Consider the following 19,659-nt stretch of genomic DNA (forward strand, 5'->3'; position numbering starts at 1 on the left):
TCCAATGGAGCAAGTGAGAATTTTAGTCGTTGAAGATGAAGTCATAGTTGCCAGAACCATTGCCAACCAACTGAATCAGCTAGGATATACAGTAATTGGTACAGCTTCTTCCGGACAAATTGCCATCGCTAAAGCTTTAGAAAGCAGACCTGAATTAGTTTTAATGGATGTCATCTTAAAAGGTGAGATGGATGGCATCACAGCAGCATCTCAGATTCGTGAGCAGTTAGATATCCCAGTAATATTTCTAACTGCTTACGGCGATAGTAATACAGTACAAAGGGCAAAAACTACTCAACCATTTGGCTACGTCATTAAACCTTTCACCCCAAAAGATTTGCATATCGCCATTGAAATGGGGTTATTAAAGCACGAATTAGAACGAGACTTACGAGAACATCGAGACCGATTAGCTACGCTATTAAACTCAATGAGTGATGCAGTCATTGCCACCAATGAAAAAGGAATTGTGACATTTGTCAACCCGGCCGCCGAGTTAATAACTGGTTGGCAGCAAGTAGATGCTTTGGGGAAAGATATATCTAAAATTTTTCAACTAGTGGATGAAGTTACAGAAACTTCTTTAGAAAACCCAGTGGCAAAAGTTCTCCGAGAGCAACAGGTTGTATATTTAGATGACTTTACATCACTGATTACAAAAAACGGCTCCAGAGTTCCCATTGGTGATAGTGCTTCTCCGATTATGCGGCAGTCTGGACAGATAAATGGTGTAGTAGTTGTTTTTTGGGATCTCAGTGAACGGCGACAAGCACAATTACTCGAACAAGCATTGCATAAAGAGCGAGAAGTTAATCAACTTAAATCCTTATTTATTTCAACTGTTTCTCATGAATTTCGTAATCCCTTAAGTGTAATTCAATCCTCAGTTGAGTTGATTGAACTGCAAGGAGAAAACCTCAAACCAGAAAAAAGAAAGACCTATTTAAAACGAATTAATAGTGCAGTGCAATCCATGAAAACACTCATGGAAGATGTGTTGTTTATGGGGAAATCGGATGCAGGTAAATTAGAGTGTCAGCCTGCTTTGCTAGATTTAGCAGAATTTTGTCAAGAATTAATCGCTGAATTTACCACAATTCATCCTAGAAGCGCCGAAATTATTTTTAACTGTCATAGCGATCGCACAGAAGCGTGTATGGATGAACAATTATTGCGTTACATATTTACGAATTTACTCAATAACGCTGTTAAATACTCTCCCACAGGTGGTAATATCTTATTTGATTTAACTTGCGACCTAATTGACGGAGTAGCTATTTTCCGCATTCAAGACCACGGAATTGGTATCCCGGAAGCCGATCAAGCCCGACTTTTTGAATCATTTTACCGAGCTTCCAATGTACAATCCATTCCCGGTACAGGGCTAGGATTGGTTATTGTGAAAAAGTGTGTAGAAGCGCATCAAGGCCAAATTAGCATTCACAGTCAAGCTGGTATTGGTAGCACATTGACCATTACTTTGCCATTAAACTATCAAAATAGAATTCAGTAGTTAGAATTTAGAAGTCAGAATTGAATTTCGTCTAACTTTTTGTTCCCTATTAACTTGTCTGCACCGAAGAACTTTTTTAACTGAAAGATATTACCTTAAAATCACCAAATCTTCATGTAGTTGAAGAGCAATTTATCTTTTACTTTCAGACTATTGGGAACATTAAAATAAGTCGGATCAGCAAAGTATTACCTATGAGCAAGAAATCTCCTACTTCCAAGACTTGTGCTTGTCGCCATCTTGCACGCTGCCAGACGAAGGAAGCAGGCAGACTTTTTCTCTGGTTTCCCATTCACCATACCCTCATCAAAGTTACTGCTTACCTACAAAAATTTTCCCTAGATTATGAACTGATGCAAGAGCGTCCAGGGCTAAGTTTAGACTGTAAACCCGGACAAGCCCAAGAAATTGCCTATAATTTAGCTCAACTTTTAGCACCCAGAGAATTAAAAGAAACGCAAGTCCTGTTTATTCGTGGCGCACTTCAACCACAACTCCAGGATTTTAGTGACATTGCCTCATTGCAACGCTTCATTACATTCAATCAATCTGAGTGGCTAGTAAATATGCTGGCACAGGAACGATTTACTACACACTTTCAACCCATCGTCTCAATTCAAAATACATCCGAAATTTACGGTTATGAATCATTATTACGAGGGCTGGATAAAGAAGGTAATTTATTATCACCAGGGCCAATCTTAGAATTAGCTACGGAAGCCGGACTGCTACCACAACTCGACCAACTCGCTCGCCTCAAAACTATCGCTCAATTTAGCCGCCATCAAGTTAACGGGAAAATCTTCGTCAATTTTACACCAACAGCGCTTTATGACCCCGCTTCTTGCCTACGTAGTACAGTCGAAGCAATTGATCAAGCCGGTATTTCCCATGATCGGGTTGTCTTTGAAGTTGTAGAGTCAGACAATCCTCAAGATTTAGCCCATCTCAAGGCGGTGCTGCAATACTATCGAGATACGGGGTTTTTAGTCGCGCTGGATGACCTTGGCTCTGGCTATTCCGGTTTAAACTTATTGCACCAGTTACGTCCCGACTTTATCAAGTTAGATATAGAGTTAATTCGAGATGTGCATCAAGATTTGTACAAAGCCTCAATTACCGAGAAAATTATCGAGATTGCCCACAAGTTAAACATCCTGACAGTTGCGGAAGGAATTGAGTGCATTGAAGAACTGAACTGGCTACGAGAAAAAGGTGCAACCTTTGCTCAAGGCTATTTAATCGCTCAACCTGATCCTGTACCTGTGACTCATACTCCTCATTTTGATGCGATCGCCTTAAGTTCAGCATTGGTAAATGATCAGCCAATCCAGCAGCAAGCACAACACCAAAGTGACTCCGAACGGATTGTTGCTGCTGTTACCCAGCGTATCCGACAATCTTTAGAATTAGACGAGATTTTGCAAACCACAGCAGATGAAGTTCGACAACTGTTTGCTGTAGACCGAGTGGTAATTTATCGGTTTGAGCCTGACTGGAGTGGATTAGTAGCTGTAGAGTCTTTAGCACCGGGGTGTATATCCATTCTCGGATTTAATGTTATGGATACATGCTTTCAGTCTACCCGCGCAGATTACTACCAACAGGGCAATACAAGAGCAATTGAAAATATTGAAACCGAAGGACTATCACCTTGTCATATTGAACTATTGCAGAGGTTACAAATTCGGGCAAACTTGGTCGTACCGATTTTGCAACAAGAGCGTTTATGGGGATTATTAATTGCTCATCAATGTAGCAATAGCAGACAATGGCAGCAATCAGAAATTAACTTATTTAACCAGTTAGCCGGACAAGCTGCGATCGCTATTCACCAGTCGGAACTATACCATAAATTACAACAAGCAAACCAAGAATTACAGCGCCTTGCTGCTTCCGATGGTTTAACCCAAGTGGCAAATCGGCGCTGCTTTGACGACACACTCAACACCGAGTGGCAAAGATTAGCCAGGGAACAAGCCTGTTTATCTTTAATTTTGTGTGATGTCGATTGTTTTAAGTTGTATAACGATACTTATGGACACCTAGCAGGAGATGATGTTCTTAGACAGGTAGCCCAGGCAATTTCCATGACTGTTAAACGCCCTGCTGATTTAGTCGCTCGATATGGTGGCGAAGAATTTGCCGTCATTTTGCCCAATACAGATGCTGAAGGTGCGATCGCAGTTGCTACAGAAATTCAAACTAATGTCCGTGTATTGCAATTACTACACCCAAATTCGCAGATCAATCAAATCATTACCCTCAGTTTGGGTGTAGCAACCATCATTCCTAATAGTCAATCCTCCCCTGCAACTTTGATAGCTGCTGCTGATCAAGGACTCTATCAGGCAAAAGCCCAAGGCAGAAATTGTCTAGTACAAATGAACTGTGAAGCATAACTAGGACTTACGCAAGTGTCAGATTTTTTTCGTTGACTCTTGTACCAAAAAATAGGTGTGCCAGTTGCGTAATTCCTGATAACTTTTTAGTCTACTCAAGTTCCACAATCACTGGTGTGTGGTCGCTGGGTTGGGTTAATTTTCTGGGGTTCACGTCAATGATGCAACTTTTGGCACGCTCATACAAAACTGGTGTGAGATAGTGATGATCAATTCGCCAACCTAAGTTGCGGCGAAAGGCAGCTGTGCGATAATCCCACCAACTGTAATGACCACCTTCAGATGTAAATTTGCGAAAAGCATCGGCAAAGCCTAATTCCAGAACATCTCGTAAGGCTTGGCGTTCTGCCTGGGATGCCATGATGTGGTTTTCTGGATTTACTTTGTCGTGAATATCTATAGACTCCAAGGCAATATTAAAGTCACCACAGATGCAAATAGCTGATTGGGATTTCAGCAGAAATTGTAAATACTCCCGTAAGACAGTCAACCAGCGTAACTTAAATTCATATTTTTCACTGCCAATTGCAGAACCGTTAGGCACATATAAATTTACAATCCGAATGCCGTCAATCACACCTGTAATTACGCGTTTTTGCTCATCCCATTCTGGTTCTAAGTGAGGCAATATGGCAGTGAAACCAGCAGAAACATCTGTTAGTGGTTGACGGGAGATGAGGGCTACACCGTTATAAGCTTTTTGTCCTGATATATAGACGTGATAACCTAATTCTGTAAAAGGCGATCGCGGAAAGTCGGCATCTATGACTTTTGTCTCTTGCAAGCAAAGCACATCTACAGGATTTTGACTTAACCAATTGCTCACCTGTTCTAAACGAGTACGGATTGAATTAACATTCCAAGTAACTATTTTCATTTAGTTATATATCGAATTAATGCGTGATATTCTCAATTATAAAAATTTTAGTATTATTTAATCTTTATGTTAATGATCCTCGCAATTGCCTATTTTTGCACAGGTTGACATTTTTTGAAAATTGATCCCGGCTAGGATTTTTAGTATTTACAGCTACAAAATCTGCCTTTTTGTAAGTTCTGCTACAAAATAGCCTAACTAATTCTGATCCCCAAGGTAGATGAAATTCAAGGAAGGTGAGCTATATTTTATAGGGGTAAGCACCTAGTGTCTACAACATAGTAGATGGTTTTAAATGTATTGGTAGACTTGGACGTTACTGTTAACTAATGTTGCACTCTTCAGAGTCAGTTAAGTTAATTGAAATCTTAAAAGAGTCAGTAAAAATGCTTTGTCTTCTCGAAAAGATTTTATTAATCTTTACAAAAAGACTTACTTACAGTCCAAACCAAAACAAATTATGAAAATCGCTCAGGTAGCCCCCTTGTGGGAACGAGTTCCGCCTCCAAACTATGGAGGAATTGAACTGGTAGTGAGTCGCTTGACCGATGAATTAGTGCGTCGAGGCCATGAAGTAACTTTATTTGCTTCTGGTGATTCACAAACTCTGGCTCGTTTAGCTGCAATTTATCCACGCGCCTTACGTTTAGACAGTGATGTCAAAGAGTATGCAGTGTATGAAATGTTAGAACTGAGCCAAGCTTATCAACAAGCTGCGGAATTCGATATCATTCATTCTCATGTAGGAATTGCGGCATTACCCTTGGCGAGTTTGGTTTCAACTCCCACAGTGCATACTTTACACGGCAATTTTACAAAAGATAACATTAACGTATATAGTCACCACCAAAAGCAAGCGTACGTCAGCATTAGTAACGCCCAACGGCAAATTAATTTAAATTATGTTGCCACAGTCTATAACGGAATTCAGCTGGCAGATTATCCGTTTATAGCCCAACCAAAAGAACCGCCATATTTGGCATTCTTAGGGCGATTTTCTCCCGAAAAAGGGCCAAACCAAGCGATCGCAATTGCGAAACAAACTGGTTGGCGCTTAAAAATGGCTGGAAAAGTTGATGTTGCAGACTTGAAATTTTTTGAACAAGAGATTGCCCCCCAAATAGATGGTCAGCAAATTGAATATCTCGGTGAAATTAACCACACCGCAAAAGCTGAACTTCTTGGCAATGCTGCAATTACTCTTTTTCCGATTTCTTGGCAGGAACCCTTTGGTTTGGTGATGATCGAATCTATGGCCACTGGTACACCAGTAATTGCCATGAATTTAGGTTCTGTACCGGAGGTTATTGTTCAAGGTCAAACAGGTTTTATCTGCCAAAACTCTGAAGAAATGGCAGCTATGATTCCCGCAGCTTTGAAACTAAATCGTCAAACTTGTAGAGAACACGTCAAAAACAAATTTAGCGTTACTCAAATGGTAGATGGCTACGAAGCAGTCTACAAAGAAATTATAAAAAATCGCATCAACCTCAACGGTTACATCTATGCCGCTAAAGTTCGGCAATAATTTACAACCTTTTTACCTGCGTTTTAACATCAATCTTATTTTAAGGAGGACATTGGAATGAGTATGCGAGCCAACAATTGCCCATGTTGCGGTGGTTCCCTACTGCGTCATGTCCGTCATGGTGAACTATATTGGTTTTGCCTGTCGTGCCGACAAGAAGTACCGCTGTTAACAGTTAATCGCTTAAATAATGGAGAAACCCGGAATACAGGAGTGCTGACTCAGCCAAAGATCAATACTTAAGTCTCTTCGTAAAGTGCTGAGTGCTGAGTATAAAATAAGTGCTTTAGGAATTTAAGTAATCAAAACTATCCTCACCTCAGTGACTACAGCTATAAACAAAGCTGGGCTATTTTAGTATGCAAGTCTCTACCTGATAAAATCAGGTGGAGCTTTTGAATTGGGTCACAAGCCTTGTTAGCAGCATTACTTTATGGCCAGGAAGATTTACGGTTAGAGCAAGTAGCTGATCCCACGCCAGCAGCTGGTGAAGTTGTCATACAAGTGGGTGCAGCGACAACTTGCGGTACAGATTTGAAAGTGTGGCGGCGTGGTGGTCATGCCAAGATGTTGAAACCACCCACATTGTTTGGTCATGAAGCCGCCGGTGTAATTGTGGCGGTGGGTGCAGGTGTCAGCGATTGGCAAGTAGGCGATCGCGTCGTAGCGAATAACTCCGCCCCATGCATGGAATGCTTTTTTTGTCAACGTCAAGAGTATTCCCTATGTCCGAATTTAACTTGGAATAATGGCACATTTGCCGAATATCTCAAAATTCCCGCAACCATAGTCAAGCATAATTTATTGCGTCTTCCTGATGAATTGCCCTTTGAGTTGGCGGCGATGACTGAACCATTAGCTTGTGTATTGCATGGTGTCGCCCGTTCCAATATCAAACCCAAAGATAGAGTAGTTGTCTTGGGAGATGGGGCGATTGGCTTAATGTTTGTTGCTGCATTAGCTGATACAGCTGAAGTAATACTCTGGGGTGGAAATGACCACAGACTAGAAATTGGTCAAAAACTCGGCGCAACCCAGACATTTAACTATCATCAAATGACTGATATTCCCGGTGTGGTGAAAGAACTGACTCAAGGTTGGGGTGCAGATGTCGTGATTGAAGCCACTGGTGTACCTAGTGTATGGGAAACTGCGATCGCCTGCGCCCGTCCTGGAGCAACAGTCAACTTATTCGGTGGCTGTCCCAGAGATACGACAATTACCGTGAATACAGAACAATTGCACTACAGTGAACTCACATTAAAAGGCGTATTTCACAACACACCGGAATATGTGCGATCGGCACTTGCGATGATAGCCAGTCGTAAAAAACCTTTAGAATTACTTATCAGTGAAAAGCGACCTTTAAAGGATCTAGAACAGGTGTTTCAGGAGATGAAAGCGCGTCAAGTAATTAAAGTAGCAATGGTTTGTAATTAGGACTGAAATTCTTGATGATTGACCACGATCGTTTATTTAAAGAACTTCTTTCTAACTTCTTCCCTGAGTTTATCGAATTATTTTTTCCCGATGTCAGTGCTTATTGGGAGCGAGACTCTATCGAGTTTTTACCACAAGAAGTATTTACAGATGTGACTGAGGGAGAACGCAAAATACTCGATGTAGCGGCTAAAGTTGCATTTAGAAATCAAAATACTTTATTTATTATCCACACTGAACATCAATCTTATTCACAAACTAATTTCAATCAGCGAATGTTTACCTACTTCGCTCGACTCCATGAAAAATATGCGCTACCCATATATCCTATAGTCATTTATTCCCATGACACGCCACTGACACCAGAACCGAACTCATATCGCATTGATTTTCCCAACAAAAAGGTGCTGGAATTTAATTATGACGTTGTGCAATTAAATCAATTCAGATGGCAGGACTTTCTCAATCAAAGAAATCCTGTCGCAAGTGCTTTGATTGCTAAAATGCGGATGAATGTTCAAGAACGTCCGACAGTCAAGCTAATGTCCCTGCAATCGTTAGTGAACTTAGACCTCAACCCAGCACAAGTACAATTAATATCAGGGTTTATTGATACATATCTCGATTTAAACGCTCAAGAAGAAAAAATATTTCAAGAGCAACTTGCTAGTATTGAACCACAGCAGGAGGAAAGAGTTATGCAAATCGTTACCAGTTGGATGAGACAAGGAATACAGCAAGGAATACAGCAAGGAGAAGCAAAGCTGATTCTACGCTTACTTAACCGCCGTTTAGGTGAAGTGAATCCGCAATTGCAAGCACAAATCCAAAGCTTATCAACTGCGGAGTTAGACGATTTAGGTGAAGCTTTGCTAGATTTTACAACCACTGCTGATTTAGAAGCTTGGTTTGAAAATAGATAGTTAAGTAGTTATGCAAATCGTTACCAGTTGGATGAGACAAGGAATACAACAAGGAGAAGCAAAGCTGATTCTACGCTTACTTAACCGCCGTCTAGGTGAAGTGAATCCACAATTGCAAGCACAAATTCAAAGTTTATCAACTGCTGAGTTAGACGATTTAGGTGAAGCTTTGCTAGATTTTACAACCACTGCTGATTTAGAAGCTTGGTTTGAAAATAGATAGTTAAAATAACTGGATTAGAACGGAGTACCTTTTTCTTTTCGTTGGTTTTGTAATGCTTCTTCGTACCACTCCAATTCTTTTAAAAATTGACCAACTCTCTTCGTCAAACTTGCTTCTCGTGGAGTACCTGATTCATCCAAAGAGTCGCCAATTTTGGAGATAGCAAACATGGTTGAAATAGTAACCATTCCCATCTCTCCTAGAAAAGAGCGTAACTGTATAGCTGCGCGGACTCCGCCAAAGCCGCCAGCTGAGTAGGAAACAATCCCAGCCGGGCGGAAAAAGTATTCTTCAAGATAATGATCCATCAGATTACTCAATCCTGGCTGAATAGAATGATTGTATTCTCCGGTAATCACAACAAAACCGTCTGCGGTGCGGATATGTTCTGCTAATTCTGCCATTTTTGCCGGAGCCTGACCTTGATCATACTCCTTATACATTCGGTCTAAAATGCCAAAATCATACTCCTTAGCATCAACAAAAATTACCTCATGGTTTCTTTGCTGGAGTTGATCAATAATAAATCTAGCAGCTTTGATACCTTGGCGATCGCTTCTGTAGGAACCGTAGAAAACTAATGTTTTAAACATAGTAAGTAGGGAATGGGGTGTAGGGATTAAAAGACTTTCATAAATTCATTGTGAAATTTACTTAAAAATACTACTTTATCGTCCCTAGCCTCTAGCCCCTAGCCCCTGTTTTATTGCAACAATCCAATCATGTGTAACAAACCATGACCAGTAACTAACTCAATAATTAAAGCAATAAAGCCTAACATTGCAATTCGACCATTCCAAACTTCTGCACTCGTAGTCATACCCCATTCCCAACTTTCTGGGGGATACATCTTCACCCTTTTTTTTATTTGGGCTGCTTGTGATAGCTTGAAATTGGGTTGTTCCAGTGCTTCAATGACTAAATCAGCCAAGGCTCGAATAAATACTGGATGAGTATTTGGCGCAGGTGCGCGCCGGAAATTGTGAATTCCAGCTTCTTCAGCAATTTCACGATACTCAATGTCAATTTCTTGTAATGTCTCAATGTGTTCGGAGACAAAACTGATGGGTACAACCACGATATCTTTAACGCCTTGTGCGCCTAATTCTTTTAGCGCATCTTCAGTATAGGGTTGTAGCCATTCTACGGGGCCGACACGGCTTTGATAAGCCAAAGTGTGAGCATTGGGACGATTGAGGGTCTGCATAATTAAGTATGTGCATTCCTCAATTTCTTGCTGATAGGGGTCGCCTGCTTCTTCAACGTAGCTTTTGGGGACACCGTGGGCGCTAAAGAAGATATGCACATCATCAGGATGAGGACATTGGTCTATTTCCTGGGCGATAAGTTGTGCCATCGCTTGCAGGTAGTTTGGTTGTTTATACCAGGAAGGAATAACAGTGTATTCCAGCGGTTGTAGTTTTGGGTCTTCTCGCCAAAGTTTTTCTAATAGCCGGAAACTAGAACCACTAGTACTAATGGAAAATTGTGGGTAAAGCGGCAGAATGACCAATTTTTCAATATCATCTTGAGTCAGGAGAGCGATCGCTTCTTCTGTATAAGGATGCCAGTAACGCATACCTACGTAGATGTTAGCTTCTTGCCCTAAATGACTCAACTGTTCTTTTAAGGCTTCTCCTTGCGCTTCTGTAATTCGTCGTAAGGGAGAACCACCACCAATTTGCTTATAATTTGCTTGAGATGTTTTCACGCGCCGCGAGGCAATGAACCACGCTAGGGGTCTTTGCAACCAGCGAAATGGTAGGCGAATGATTTCGGGATCAGAAAATAAGTTGTACAAAAATGGCCCGACATCTTCTAACTTATCGGGGCCACCGAGATTGAGTAATAAAACGCCTACACGACCCATAGCAGTTATTTTCCCCCAACCTTTTCAGATTTTTTACTAATGTTAACAATATATCTTTATTAAATATAAAGCTTAACAGTCAGGAAAGATGCAATGGCCACAATTTTACGTGATTTAAGTTATCGGTATCAATGGTTGTATGATGCTATTTCCCGCGTAGCAGCTATCAGCGTCGGTGGTGAAACCCGCTTTCGCCAACTTGCCTTACAAGGCTTAACAATTCATTCAGATACTCAGGTATTAGATTTATGTTGTGGTAGTGGGCAATCTACACAGTTTTTAGTGAAATCTTCACAAAATGTAACAGGATTAGATGCCTCACCAAAATCATTGCAAAGAGCAAAACAAAATGTCCCAGAAGCCTCATATATAGAAGCTTTTGCTGAAAATATGCCCCTTGCAGACAATTCTTTTGATTTGGTGCATACCAGCGCCGCTTTACATGAAATGGAACCTGAACAATTACGACAAATTCTTCAAGAAGTATATCGAGTTTTAAAACCAGGAGGAGTTTTTACATTAGTAGATTTTCATGCGCCTAATAATCCCATATTTTGGCCAGGGGTATCATTGTTTTTACTATTATTTGAAACAGAAACAGCTTGGCAGTTAATCAAAACTGATTTGCCAGGATTATTAAAGGAAATTGGCTTCAATGTAGAGAAGACACAACTATATGCAGGTGGGAGCTTACAAGTAATTCAGGCAAAAAAATAATTGCCTATGAAACAAGCAAACTGTCTACAACTCTTTGCGCCTCTGCGTCTTTGCGTGAGACAAAAAATTCTTATAATTAACCGCAGATGGATGCATATGACAATCAAGTAGAGACGCGAAATTTCGCGTCTCTACCCATCACAAAATCAAATAGATGATGCGCCATTTCTAATTTAGAACAATGGGCAATTTCTAATTGATGATTTTGCCCATCTAAAAAAATAGCTTGATTATTGTTACTCCCAAAACCACTATCTGGTTGATCGATGGGATTAGCAACAATTACATCTAATTTTTTCGTCTGCAATTTTTCCTTTGCAGGGATGATGATATCTCCCGTCTGTGCAGCAAAACCGATTAATAATTGATGTGGTTGTTTGAGTTGCGCTAATTGGGCAACAATATCAGGTACAGGTTCTAGAGGTAAAGCTTGAGGGAGCGATCGCTTGGGCAATTTCTCGCTACTATAGTCTCTAGGCTTGACATCAGCCACAGCCGCTGACATCACAATCACATCAGCATTCGGTAAGTATTCCAACATTACCTGTTGCATTTCCTCGGCTGAAATTACAGGAATAGCTTGCACACCTAAAGGTACATCCCAACTAGCTACGCCATGTACTAAAGTGACACTTGCACCACGATGCAATGCGGCTTCTGCCAAAGCCAAACCCATTTTACCTGTAGATGGATTACCAATAAATCTTACTGGGTCGAGATACTCTCGCGTTCCCCCAGCGCTAATTAAAATGCGTTTACCGACTAAATCTCGCTTACCGCCAGTATGTAACAAAGATTGGATACGAGTGACAATTTCGGATGGTTCCGCCATTCTCCCAGCACCGATGCGATCGCACGCTAGTAACCCTGATGCTGTACTCATCCCATGATAGCGGCTATCTGTTAACAACTGCTGCCAATTGCGCTGCACTGTTAGCTGTTCCCACATATCGGTATTCATCGCGGGTGCTAACAACACAGGACAAGTAGAAGCTAACACTGTATTTGTCAGCAAATTATCAGCCATTCCGTAGGTTAACTTAGCTAATGTATTTGCTGTTAAAGGTGCAATTACGATTAAATCTGCCCATTCTCCCAACTCAATATGCAACGGACGAGAGTGAGTTGGTTGCCAAAAATCATCATCTGTATAAGCTGGATGACGGGAGAGAGTAGCTAAAGTCAGAGGCGTGATGAATTCTTGCGCTGAACCGGTGAGAATCACGCGAACTTCCACCCCACTTTTAAATAGAGTGGAAACCACCTCACAAACTTTATAGGCGGCGATACCGCCGCCTACACAAATAAGAACCCTGTTGTTGCGTTTTTCGCTGGAAGACTGAAGATTAGACATCAGAAAAAAAAGATGAAGCCTGAAATTATTTTCACACTTCATACTTTATACTTCAGACTTTATCTAAGCTTCATCGTAAGGTTCTAAATCTAAGAGGTAGATATAGGGTTCCACTAATTCTGGACGCTGAAAGGCGATCGCTCGGAGTAGATGCCAATCGTTCAAACCTTCAAAAGCATTGCTATAATTATCAAGTTCCAGACGATTAGCTAAGTCTTCCACATCTGCTGCGGTCATGGCAGCAATTTCTGTCTTGGAAATGCCTAGAGTCTTCATAATGCTTGCCCCTCCCTTATGCAGCATTTGCATCCAGCTTGGGTAAAGTTGCGCTTGACGTAACCACCCAATCTATATTACTCATTAGACGGCATTTGTTTCGTAAAAATTTGCATGATTTTTACCATAATTGTAAAAAAATTGTATTTAAGGCTACGCAATTGTCTTTAAAACAAAATTTCGTAACGCTTCTAACATTTGCAGATTAATTTCATGTCCGGCATCAAATTCTAGGTAATCTACTGTAAATCCCATAGACTGCAAAGCTTCCCGCGTTTTGATAGCTGCTGACAATGGCACAACTTCATCTTGAGTACCGTGCATAACCAAAGTTGGCGGAATTTGACTTTGACCTTTCGGTAATGCATCTGGATGTAAATAACCACTCATCACAGTTAAACCAGCCAGAGGTAACTTTAATCCCACTTCTAAAGTCATCGCCCCACCTTGAGAAAAGCCACACAAAATCGTCCGTGATAAAGGTACCCCAGTGCTGCTTTCTAAAGATTGCAAAAAATCTGTGAGTAATTGCCGACTTTCCGCTAAACCCTGATACATATTTTCCATTCTTAGCTCATACCACGCCTTACCAACAGCAGAATAAGGATGCGGATATGGTGCATTTGGAAAAACAAACTGGTAATTCGGTAATTGGAAATAAGGTAATAAAGATGCCACATCCTCAGCATTTGCACCCCAACCGTGCAAAGCTACAATTAAGCCAACGGGAGGTTGAGAATTAGCCGGGGGGACATTGATAAATTGTAAAGACAGAGGTTTGCTCCTAAAATTCAACTCTTCTCAATTGTCTAAGAATTTTACTCTGCTTCATCTTCTAACAGAATGGTATTGAGAAGATTGAGTTCATGATAGCTACTTGTATAAATAATTTCTTTCTTCTCTACTTTGGAGACTGGTAAATTTATCTAGCAAGCCTCTATCAGTTGAGAGAGAAAAAATGGCTGAAAATCTGATAAATAGCTGGTTTTTATCTTTGTATTCTCTCACCTTTCAATTAGGATTGCTATAGCTAATTACCTAGTTAACTAAACTTAATACTTTTTTAAGCTTCCCTAGCAAACATGGGTGATGTATGTGTCATAATGTCACGAGTTAAGAGCAGAAAAACTATTTTGATGCTCTAACACATCCAGTGCTGAAGGTAACAGTATTGCTGCGAAAAAATACAATGCTAGTTACTATAACCGAGCAATAAATGATCGGGTAAAAACTAATTCTATATCTGGCAATCCGATATTTTGCTCTAAATCTAACCTATAGCAAGGATTTATTCATTTTATAGATAAGGAGGAAATCTGATGAGATTGTTAGATATGAAAAATGGTGAAGTTGAATTACATTCTAAAGCTGATAGTAATTCTTGGGATTCAAAAACAGTAATACATCCACGACCACTGTTAAAACGTTCACACTGGCAAAGTCTAGATGGGCTTTGGAAGTTTGCATTTGATGACGAGGGAAAATGCGTCCAACCCAGCGACCTTAGACAATGGTGTGATTATATAGAAGTTCCCTTTGCCCCGGAATCTACCAAAAGTGGGATTAATGATCAGGGTTTTCATGCAAATTGTTGGTATGAGAGGGAATTTGCCACGCCAACTGGAGATGGCCGGCTACTATTACATTTTGGGGCTGTAGACTATCGCGCTCGTGTGTGGGTTAACGATCAATATATAGCCGAGCATGAAGGCGGACACACCTCTTTCAGTCTCGATATTACCCATGCTTTAAATGACAGTGGCACAACGAAGGTGACAGTGTGGGCGCAAGACGACCCCCACGACCTGGCTAAACCTCGTGGTAAGCAGGATTGGCAGTTAAGACCCCATAGTATTTGGTATCCCCGCACTACTGGAATTTGGCAAACTGTTTGGTTGGAACGTGTAGGTAAGACTTATCTTGGTCATTTACGTTGGATGCCTGACTGTGAACGCTGGGAAATTGGCTTTGAAGTTGGGCTTGCGGGTGATGTCCCGACAACGGGTGTACAAATCAAAGTGAAATTAAGTGTGGATGGTTTGGTATTAGCCAGTGATACATACGAGGTATTTAGTGGGGAAATTAGCCGCAGGATTGCTTTAGGTGATCCGGGTATTGATGACTGTCGGAATGAATTGCTGTGGAGTCCAGAAAAGCCCACGCTGATTGATGCAGAAATTCAGCTATGGCACCAAGACCAGCTGCTAGATGAAGTGCAATCTTATACAGCCATGCGAACTGTGACCATCCAGCGCGATCGCTTTATGCTCAATGGTCGCCCTTATTATCTCCGGCTAGTTCTTGACCAAGGTTATTGGCCTGATACCTTAATGACTCCACCCGATGGTGAGGCATTACGACGTGATGTAGAACTCGTCAAAGCTATGGGTTTTAACGGAGTTCGTAAACATCAAAAAATTGAAGACCCCCGCTTTTTATATTGGGCAGACGTTTTGGGGCTGTTAGTATGGGAGGAGATGCCCAGCGCTTACCGTTTCACCCCGAAAGCTGTGGAACGTATGACCCGTGAATGGACGGAAATCATCAAGCGAGATATCAGTCATCCATGTATTGTGGCCTGGGTTCCTTTTAATGAATCCTGGGGAGTGCCAAATTTAGTAGAGACGGCGGCTCATCGCAACTACGTCTTAGCAATGTATCACTTGACCAAAACTCTCGACCCAACTCGCCCAGTCATTGGTAATGATGGTTGGGAAAGTACAGATACAGATATTCTGGCTATTCATGACTATGACAAGAAGCCTGAACGATTAGCCCATCGTTATCGACCTGATATCAAAATATCGGATCTATTTGAGCGTAGCCGTCCAGGTGGACGCATCCTCACCCTCGATAATTATCCCCATCAAGGGCAACCAGTGATGTTAACTGAGTTTGGTGGGATTGCTTATGTACCACTAGACAAGCCTGATGCACATCAAGCTTGGGGATATGAAACCTGCTCGAATATCTCTGAATTACAAATGAAATACGCTGCTTTATTGGAAACAGTGAATGACATTGAGCTATTTAGCGGTTTCTGTTACACCCAATTCACAGATACTTTCCAAGAAGCTAACGGTTTATTGTACGGCGATCGCACGCCAAAATTTCCCCTTGAGGCCATCCGCGCTGCCACCCTTTCAGGACAAGGATTATGTACTCCCACAAGCTGTTAAAACCAGATGGTCGAAAGTTGACTTTATACAGTCGCCATCCCATCAATAGTCAGCTAGAAGCTACTAGCCCTAGTAACGAGCCAGTGCAAGCTAACCCGCATCTGCGCTGGCATCCCTTACGGGGTGAATGGGTAGCTTATGCTAGTCACCGTCAAGGGCGGACTTTCATGCCGCCTCCAGAATATAACCCCCTCGCGCCAACCATTGACCCCACCTTTCCTACAGAACTACCCCAAGGTAAGTATGATGTAGCGGTGTTTGATAATCGCTTTCCCTCGATGATTCCTACAGCGAAGAATCCACCTGATGCGATCGTGGAGACTTTACCCGCCAATGGGGCTTGTGAGGTAGTAGTTTTTACTCAAGATGCTAGTGCTTCCCTCAGTTCTCTAGAATTGTCGCACCTGGATTTACTATTGGAAGTTTGGGGCGATCGCACCTGTGAATTGGGAGAAAATCCCCAAATACAGTACGTTCTGCCCTTTGAGAATAAAGGTGTAGAAGTGGGTGTAACCTTGCACCATCCCCACGGGCAAATTTACGCTTATCCGTTTATACCACCTGTTCCAGCACGGATGTTAGCCATGCAGCAGGAGTATTATCAAGAACATCAGCGTGGGTTACTACAAGATTTGATTCAACGAGAGATTACTGATAACCAGAGAATTATATATCAGGATGAAGATGCGATCGCCTTTGTCCCCGTATGTGCGCGTTATCCCTATGAAGTCTGGGTTGCACCAATTCAGCCAGTAAACAGTTTTACAGAACTGACACCAGAACAACGCTGGGGACTGGCTAAGGCATTGAAAACCGTCACCCTCAAATATGATGGCTTGTGGAATCGTCCATTTCCTTACTTAATGGCTTGGTTTCAAGCACCCACGGACGGTTTAGCTCATCCTGAAGCACATTTACACGCTCAGTTTTACCCCCCATATCGCACCAGTGACAAGCTGAAGTATTTGGCGGGAACGGAACTTGCAGCCGGGATGTTTGCTAATGATGCTTTACCAGAGGAGAAGGCGAAAGAGTTACAGGCGGTGAACGTCAATTTACAAATGCCGATTTCTGCATAAAGGAAAGACAGGCGCATTCGTTATAAAATGCGCCTCACAATAAATTATTTAGAGATTGATATATAACGTCTCTGTATTCAGGAATAAAGCGTAGGTTCATCAAGAAACCGTATGAAGTGAAACTTGAACAGAAGAATCTTGTACATATTGAAGGATGCAACGAGCTACATATTCAGCTAACTTGACAGGAACAGCATTACCAATCATCTGCTCTAAATCTGATTTATTACCCTGAAACTTAAACGTTTTTGGAAATGTTTGAATATAACTTCTTTCGATTGTAGAAAGAGGTCTTAATTTCTCATTAATATCACAAACATCTCCTTCATGCTTCTTATATGTTTTGGGAATAGGACGGTTGACTCCCCTAACTGTTGGACTAGGTTCATATATGCTGAATATAGCCCTTCTCTTATAACTTCTGGGATGACGATAAAAATACTCAATACCTAAATCATGACCTAGATAATCAAAAACAGTCATAGACTTCTTAGATAGATGTTTTATTAGATAATTGCTGAGAGCATTATCTTCTCCATGAAGCTGACCAATTAAAAAGTAACGTTTTCTAGCTTGTGGAACTCCACAATAGCTTGCATTTAACGTTGAACAGGCGATTTCCCTTCTGTTTTCCAGATAGGTTGCATTAAAAAAGGTTTTTGTTCATCTATAAGTGAAAGTGCTATCGCATCTATACAGTCAATCATATCTGGAATGTAAGGTATTACAGAAATTGCTTCTGTCCAGTCAGTAATGTTTGCAAGCTTTCCCGTAATCACACTGCCAAGAGCAGATGGATTTGGTCTAAAGTTTTCTACAATACTACAAGCTAAATAAACTATAGTATCTGGTCTGACTACAATTTCACAACCATAATAATCTTCTGCAAATTCACAACTTGTATTATCCGGTAAAGCTGTTAATTTAATCTCAATTGGCTGTAAGCAAGAGCCTGAATCTCTCGCTTGGGTAACTAGGTCAACACCCGGAAGACTACCAATTAGATATTAGACCTCTTGCAAAAGTCTTTCTTTTCATCTTTTTCTTTGCGCCTTTGCGCCTTTGCGTGAGACAAAAATATTTATGCAAGAGGTCTAATGTACAGCGGTAGTCAGATATGTTACGACCATTTGAAAGCTTGAATGCCAGGAATAGTAAGACTTTTTCTCCTGCCTCCTGCTATACTTCAATTTCTCGCCGACAAAAATATCTGATCATGTCCTGCGGCTTTAGATTGATACAAAGCTGCATCAGCAGCGCGGTAAAGTGTTTGCACATTATGGCCATATTTGGGGAACTCCGCCACTCCACCACTAATAGTTACACTAAAAATTTCTTGATTGCTAGTAGTCACTTCTAGGCGACGCAAAGTATCTAGCTTCTGCAAAATGTTAGCCCCCGACTAGCTCAGTGACACACTTGCAAAATATCCAACAAACACTTTTTGTTCTCCTATCGCCCAACACCCTTATACCCATGTTTCTTATACCCATGTTTCTTAGGAGTTTAGCTATTTGCCACAATGTTGGAGAACTATACGAGAGATAAATTTGGATTGAAAGTAGCGTAAACATAAGTAGCATTTTTTACCTGGTACTATCCCTATAAAAGCTAAATTTTCCCAAAGCTCTTATAGAATCTAGTTTCCGTGTTTTATTTAGACAATCGTCTTGCTTTTCTAGCTAATTTGTGGGAAATTCTATTTTAATCACTATCTACGGTAAATCGATAGATTTTTAGTAGTTAATGGGCGTATATATAAAAAACGGCGGGCAGAGTAAGTATGCCTGAATACTGACATATAGATTTTGTCTATCTCAGGTCAGGAAATGGGTAACTTTCTAAACCTCCAAACAGAACTTTTCTAACGCATCGTGTTGTCGATGATGCGCCATAGGTCAGCAACGTCTACAAGTAATTTCCTGTAGCGCTATATCATATTGACTTTTTTTAATTGAGGAGCAAATTTGATGCAATTTGAATCTGAGTCAGCAAACCCAGCTGAAAACGAAAGCCAACATTCCCCAACTCGCCGCTCATTTATTAAACGCTTCAGCCGACGTTCATTTCTCAATCGCACCACCATGTTAACTGCCACTGGCGTAGTTGTCGGTGTCATGGGTTCCACATTTTCGTCTTTCAGAAAAGAAGAGACCTCTTGCAAAAGTCCCATGAGCGTGGGAAAAGTAGCTGAGAGCTTTCTTGACATCTATGAGCTACGAAAAGGTAAAGAACCTCAAACCAGAAGAATTCAAACGGCTGTGTGGTGTGCATCCGG

At 41.2% G+C, this 19,659-nt stretch carries 20 protein-coding genes; 11 read left to right on the top strand and 9 right to left on the bottom strand.

The genetic code is table 11. The features are described from left to right. The first annotated feature begins 4 nt into the window (after nucleotides 1-4). Both IQ244_RS27720 and IQ244_RS27725 read left to right on the top strand, forming a co-directional pair. A complete protein-coding gene (locus IQ244_RS27720) occupies nucleotides 5-1,513 on the top strand; it encodes an ATP-binding protein (RefSeq protein ID WP_193899913.1) in 1,509 nt (502 codons plus the stop codon). 194 nt (nucleotides 1,514-1,707) lie between these two features. Then, entirely contained in the window at nucleotides 1,708-3,915 is a 2,208-nt protein-coding gene (locus IQ244_RS27725; protein ID WP_193899914.1) for an EAL domain-containing protein, read from the top strand. Nucleotides 3,916-4,006: 91 nt separating this feature from the next. Here IQ244_RS27725 and xth read toward each other — a convergent pair whose 3' ends face one another. Then, nucleotides 4,007-4,792, bottom strand: coding sequence for an exodeoxyribonuclease III (gene xth, locus IQ244_RS27730; protein WP_193899915.1), 786 nt, complete (start codon nucleotides 4,790-4,792; stop codon nucleotides 4,007-4,009). Nucleotides 4,793-5,252: 460 nt separating this feature from the next. On the opposite strand from xth, the gene IQ244_RS27735 reads away from it, so the two are divergent. The 5 genes from IQ244_RS27735 to IQ244_RS27755 all read left to right on the top strand — a co-directional run bounded on the left by IQ244_RS27735 (nucleotide 5,253) and on the right by IQ244_RS27755 (nucleotide 8,906). Further along, nucleotides 5,253-6,320 (top strand): glycosyltransferase family 4 protein, encoded by a 1,068-nt coding sequence (locus IQ244_RS27735; RefSeq protein ID WP_193899916.1) that lies wholly within the window; start codon nucleotides 5,253-5,255, stop codon nucleotides 6,318-6,320. A gap of 57 nt (nucleotides 6,321-6,377) precedes the next feature. After that, on the top strand, nucleotides 6,378-6,563 hold the full coding sequence (locus tag IQ244_RS27740) for a hypothetical protein (RefSeq protein ID WP_193899917.1): 186 nt from the start codon (nucleotides 6,378-6,380) through the stop codon (nucleotides 6,561-6,563). 171 nt (nucleotides 6,564-6,734) lie between these two features. Beyond that, a complete protein-coding gene (locus tag IQ244_RS27745) occupies nucleotides 6,735-7,760 on the top strand; it encodes a zinc-dependent alcohol dehydrogenase (protein WP_193899918.1) in 1,026 nt (341 codons plus the stop codon). A gap of 14 nt (nucleotides 7,761-7,774) precedes the next feature. Beyond that, nucleotides 7,775-8,683 (top strand): DUF4351 domain-containing protein, encoded by a 909-nt coding sequence (locus IQ244_RS27750; protein WP_193899919.1) that lies wholly within the window; start codon nucleotides 7,775-7,777, stop codon nucleotides 8,681-8,683. 10 nt (nucleotides 8,684-8,693) lie between these two features. Next, nucleotides 8,694-8,906, top strand: coding sequence for a DUF4351 domain-containing protein (locus IQ244_RS27755; protein ID WP_193899920.1), 213 nt, complete (start codon nucleotides 8,694-8,696; stop codon nucleotides 8,904-8,906). Nucleotides 8,907-8,920: 14 nt separating this feature from the next. Here IQ244_RS27755 and IQ244_RS27760 read toward each other — a convergent pair whose 3' ends face one another. Next, the gene (locus IQ244_RS27760; protein WP_193899921.1) at nucleotides 8,921-9,499 is read right to left on the bottom strand and encodes an NADPH-dependent FMN reductase; all 579 of its coding nucleotides are present in this window, start codon (nucleotides 9,497-9,499) and stop codon (nucleotides 8,921-8,923) included. 110 nt (nucleotides 9,500-9,609) lie between these two features. Then, nucleotides 9,610-10,776, bottom strand: coding sequence for a ferrochelatase (gene hemH / locus IQ244_RS27765; RefSeq protein ID WP_193899922.1), 1,167 nt, complete (start codon nucleotides 10,774-10,776; stop codon nucleotides 9,610-9,612). Between the two features lie 93 nt (nucleotides 10,777-10,869). Here hemH and IQ244_RS27770 point away from each other — a divergent pair, with 93 nt between their 5' ends. Beyond that, a complete protein-coding gene (locus IQ244_RS27770; protein ID WP_193899923.1) occupies nucleotides 10,870-11,493 on the top strand; it encodes a class I SAM-dependent methyltransferase in 624 nt (207 codons plus the stop codon). 103 nt (nucleotides 11,494-11,596) lie between these two features. Here IQ244_RS27770 and coaBC read toward each other — a convergent pair whose 3' ends face one another. From coaBC to IQ244_RS27785, 3 genes are all read right to left on the bottom strand, one after another. After that, nucleotides 11,597-12,847: a bifunctional phosphopantothenoylcysteine decarboxylase/phosphopantothenate--cysteine ligase CoaBC gene (coaBC, locus tag IQ244_RS27775; protein WP_193899924.1), complete on the bottom strand. Its 1,251-nt coding sequence runs from the start codon at nucleotides 12,845-12,847 to the stop codon at nucleotides 11,597-11,599. A 63-nt stretch (nucleotides 12,848-12,910) separates the two neighbouring features. Then, nucleotides 12,911-13,123, bottom strand: a complete 213-nt coding sequence (locus IQ244_RS27780) for a DUF2555 domain-containing protein (RefSeq protein WP_193899925.1) — start codon at nucleotides 13,121-13,123, stop codon at nucleotides 12,911-12,913. A gap of 153 nt (nucleotides 13,124-13,276) precedes the next feature. Beyond that, complete coding sequence (locus tag IQ244_RS27785) at nucleotides 13,277-13,918, bottom strand: alpha/beta hydrolase (RefSeq protein WP_193899926.1); 642 nt, start codon at nucleotides 13,916-13,918, stop codon at nucleotides 13,277-13,279. A gap of 524 nt (nucleotides 13,919-14,442) precedes the next feature. On the opposite strand from IQ244_RS27785, the gene IQ244_RS27790 reads away from it, so the two are divergent. Both IQ244_RS27790 and galT read left to right on the top strand, forming a co-directional pair. Further along, a complete protein-coding gene (locus IQ244_RS27790) occupies nucleotides 14,443-16,302 on the top strand; it encodes a glycoside hydrolase family 2 protein (RefSeq protein WP_193899927.1) in 1,860 nt (619 codons plus the stop codon). Continuing rightward, the gene (gene galT, locus IQ244_RS27795; protein ID WP_193899928.1) at nucleotides 16,281-17,381 is read left to right on the top strand and encodes a galactose-1-phosphate uridylyltransferase; all 1,101 of its coding nucleotides are present in this window, start codon (nucleotides 16,281-16,283) and stop codon (nucleotides 17,379-17,381) included. Before IQ244_RS27790 ends, galT begins: the two co-directional genes overlap by 22 nt. A 99-nt stretch (nucleotides 17,382-17,480) precedes the next feature. Here the strand turns inward: galT and IQ244_RS27800 are convergent, their stop codons facing one another. From IQ244_RS27800 to IQ244_RS27810, 3 genes are all read right to left on the bottom strand, one after another. Next, nucleotides 17,481-18,017, bottom strand: coding sequence for a DNA cytosine methyltransferase (locus tag IQ244_RS27800; protein WP_193899930.1), 537 nt, complete (start codon nucleotides 18,015-18,017; stop codon nucleotides 17,481-17,483). Then, on the bottom strand, nucleotides 17,981-18,382 hold the full coding sequence (locus IQ244_RS33445) for a HindVP family restriction endonuclease (protein WP_193899931.1): 402 nt from the start codon (nucleotides 18,380-18,382) through the stop codon (nucleotides 17,981-17,983). The genes IQ244_RS27800 and IQ244_RS33445 overlap by 37 nt, the downstream gene beginning before the upstream one ends. Before the next feature lie 185 nt (nucleotides 18,383-18,567). After that, nucleotides 18,568-18,768 (bottom strand): GGDEF domain-containing protein, encoded by a 201-nt coding sequence (locus tag IQ244_RS27810; protein ID WP_228059202.1) that lies wholly within the window; start codon nucleotides 18,766-18,768, stop codon nucleotides 18,568-18,570. Between the two features lie 583 nt (nucleotides 18,769-19,351). On the opposite strand from IQ244_RS27810, the gene IQ244_RS32765 reads away from it, so the two are divergent. After that, nucleotides 19,352-19,659 (top strand): hypothetical protein (locus IQ244_RS32765; RefSeq protein WP_228059203.1); only part of this gene is annotated, 308 nt, incomplete at its 3' end.

The organism is Nostoc sp. LEGE 06077 (genome assembly GCF_015207705.1).
Lineage (GTDB): Bacteria > Cyanobacteriota > Cyanobacteriia > Cyanobacteriales > Nostocaceae > Nostoc_B.

Coding starts and splice junctions, on each gene's coding strand:
- IQ244_RS27750 (WP_193899919.1), top strand. CDS start 7,775: ATGATTGACCACGATCGTTTATTTAAAGAACTTCTTTCTAACTTCTTC.
- IQ244_RS27770 (WP_193899923.1), top strand. CDS start 10,870: ATGGCCACAATTTTACGTGATTTAAGTTATCGGTATCAATGGTTGTAT.
- IQ244_RS27780 (WP_193899925.1), bottom strand. CDS start 13,123: ATGAAGACTCTAGGCATTTCCAAGACAGAAATTGCTGCCATGACCGCA.
- IQ244_RS27755 (WP_193899920.1), top strand. CDS start 8,694: ATGCAAATCGTTACCAGTTGGATGAGACAAGGAATACAACAAGGAGAA.
- IQ244_RS27720 (WP_193899913.1), top strand. CDS start 5: ATGGAGCAAGTGAGAATTTTAGTCGTTGAAGATGAAGTCATAGTTGCC.
- IQ244_RS27725 (WP_193899914.1), top strand. CDS start 1,708: ATGAGCAAGAAATCTCCTACTTCCAAGACTTGTGCTTGTCGCCATCTT.
- galT (WP_193899928.1), top strand. CDS start 16,281: ATGTACTCCCACAAGCTGTTAAAACCAGATGGTCGAAAGTTGACTTTA.
- IQ244_RS27735 (WP_193899916.1), top strand. CDS start 5,253: ATGAAAATCGCTCAGGTAGCCCCCTTGTGGGAACGAGTTCCGCCTCCA.
- coaBC (WP_193899924.1), bottom strand. CDS start 12,847: ATGTCTAATCTTCAGTCTTCCAGCGAAAAACGCAACAACAGGGTTCTT.
- IQ244_RS27740 (WP_193899917.1), top strand. CDS start 6,378: ATGAGTATGCGAGCCAACAATTGCCCATGTTGCGGTGGTTCCCTACTG.
- IQ244_RS27790 (WP_193899927.1), top strand. CDS start 14,443: ATGAGATTGTTAGATATGAAAAATGGTGAAGTTGAATTACATTCTAAA.
- IQ244_RS27760 (WP_193899921.1), bottom strand. CDS start 9,499: ATGTTTAAAACATTAGTTTTCTACGGTTCCTACAGAAGCGATCGCCAA.
- hemH (WP_193899922.1), bottom strand. CDS start 10,776: ATGGGTCGTGTAGGCGTTTTATTACTCAATCTCGGTGGCCCCGATAAG.
- xth (WP_193899915.1), bottom strand. CDS start 4,792: ATGAAAATAGTTACTTGGAATGTTAATTCAATCCGTACTCGTTTAGAA.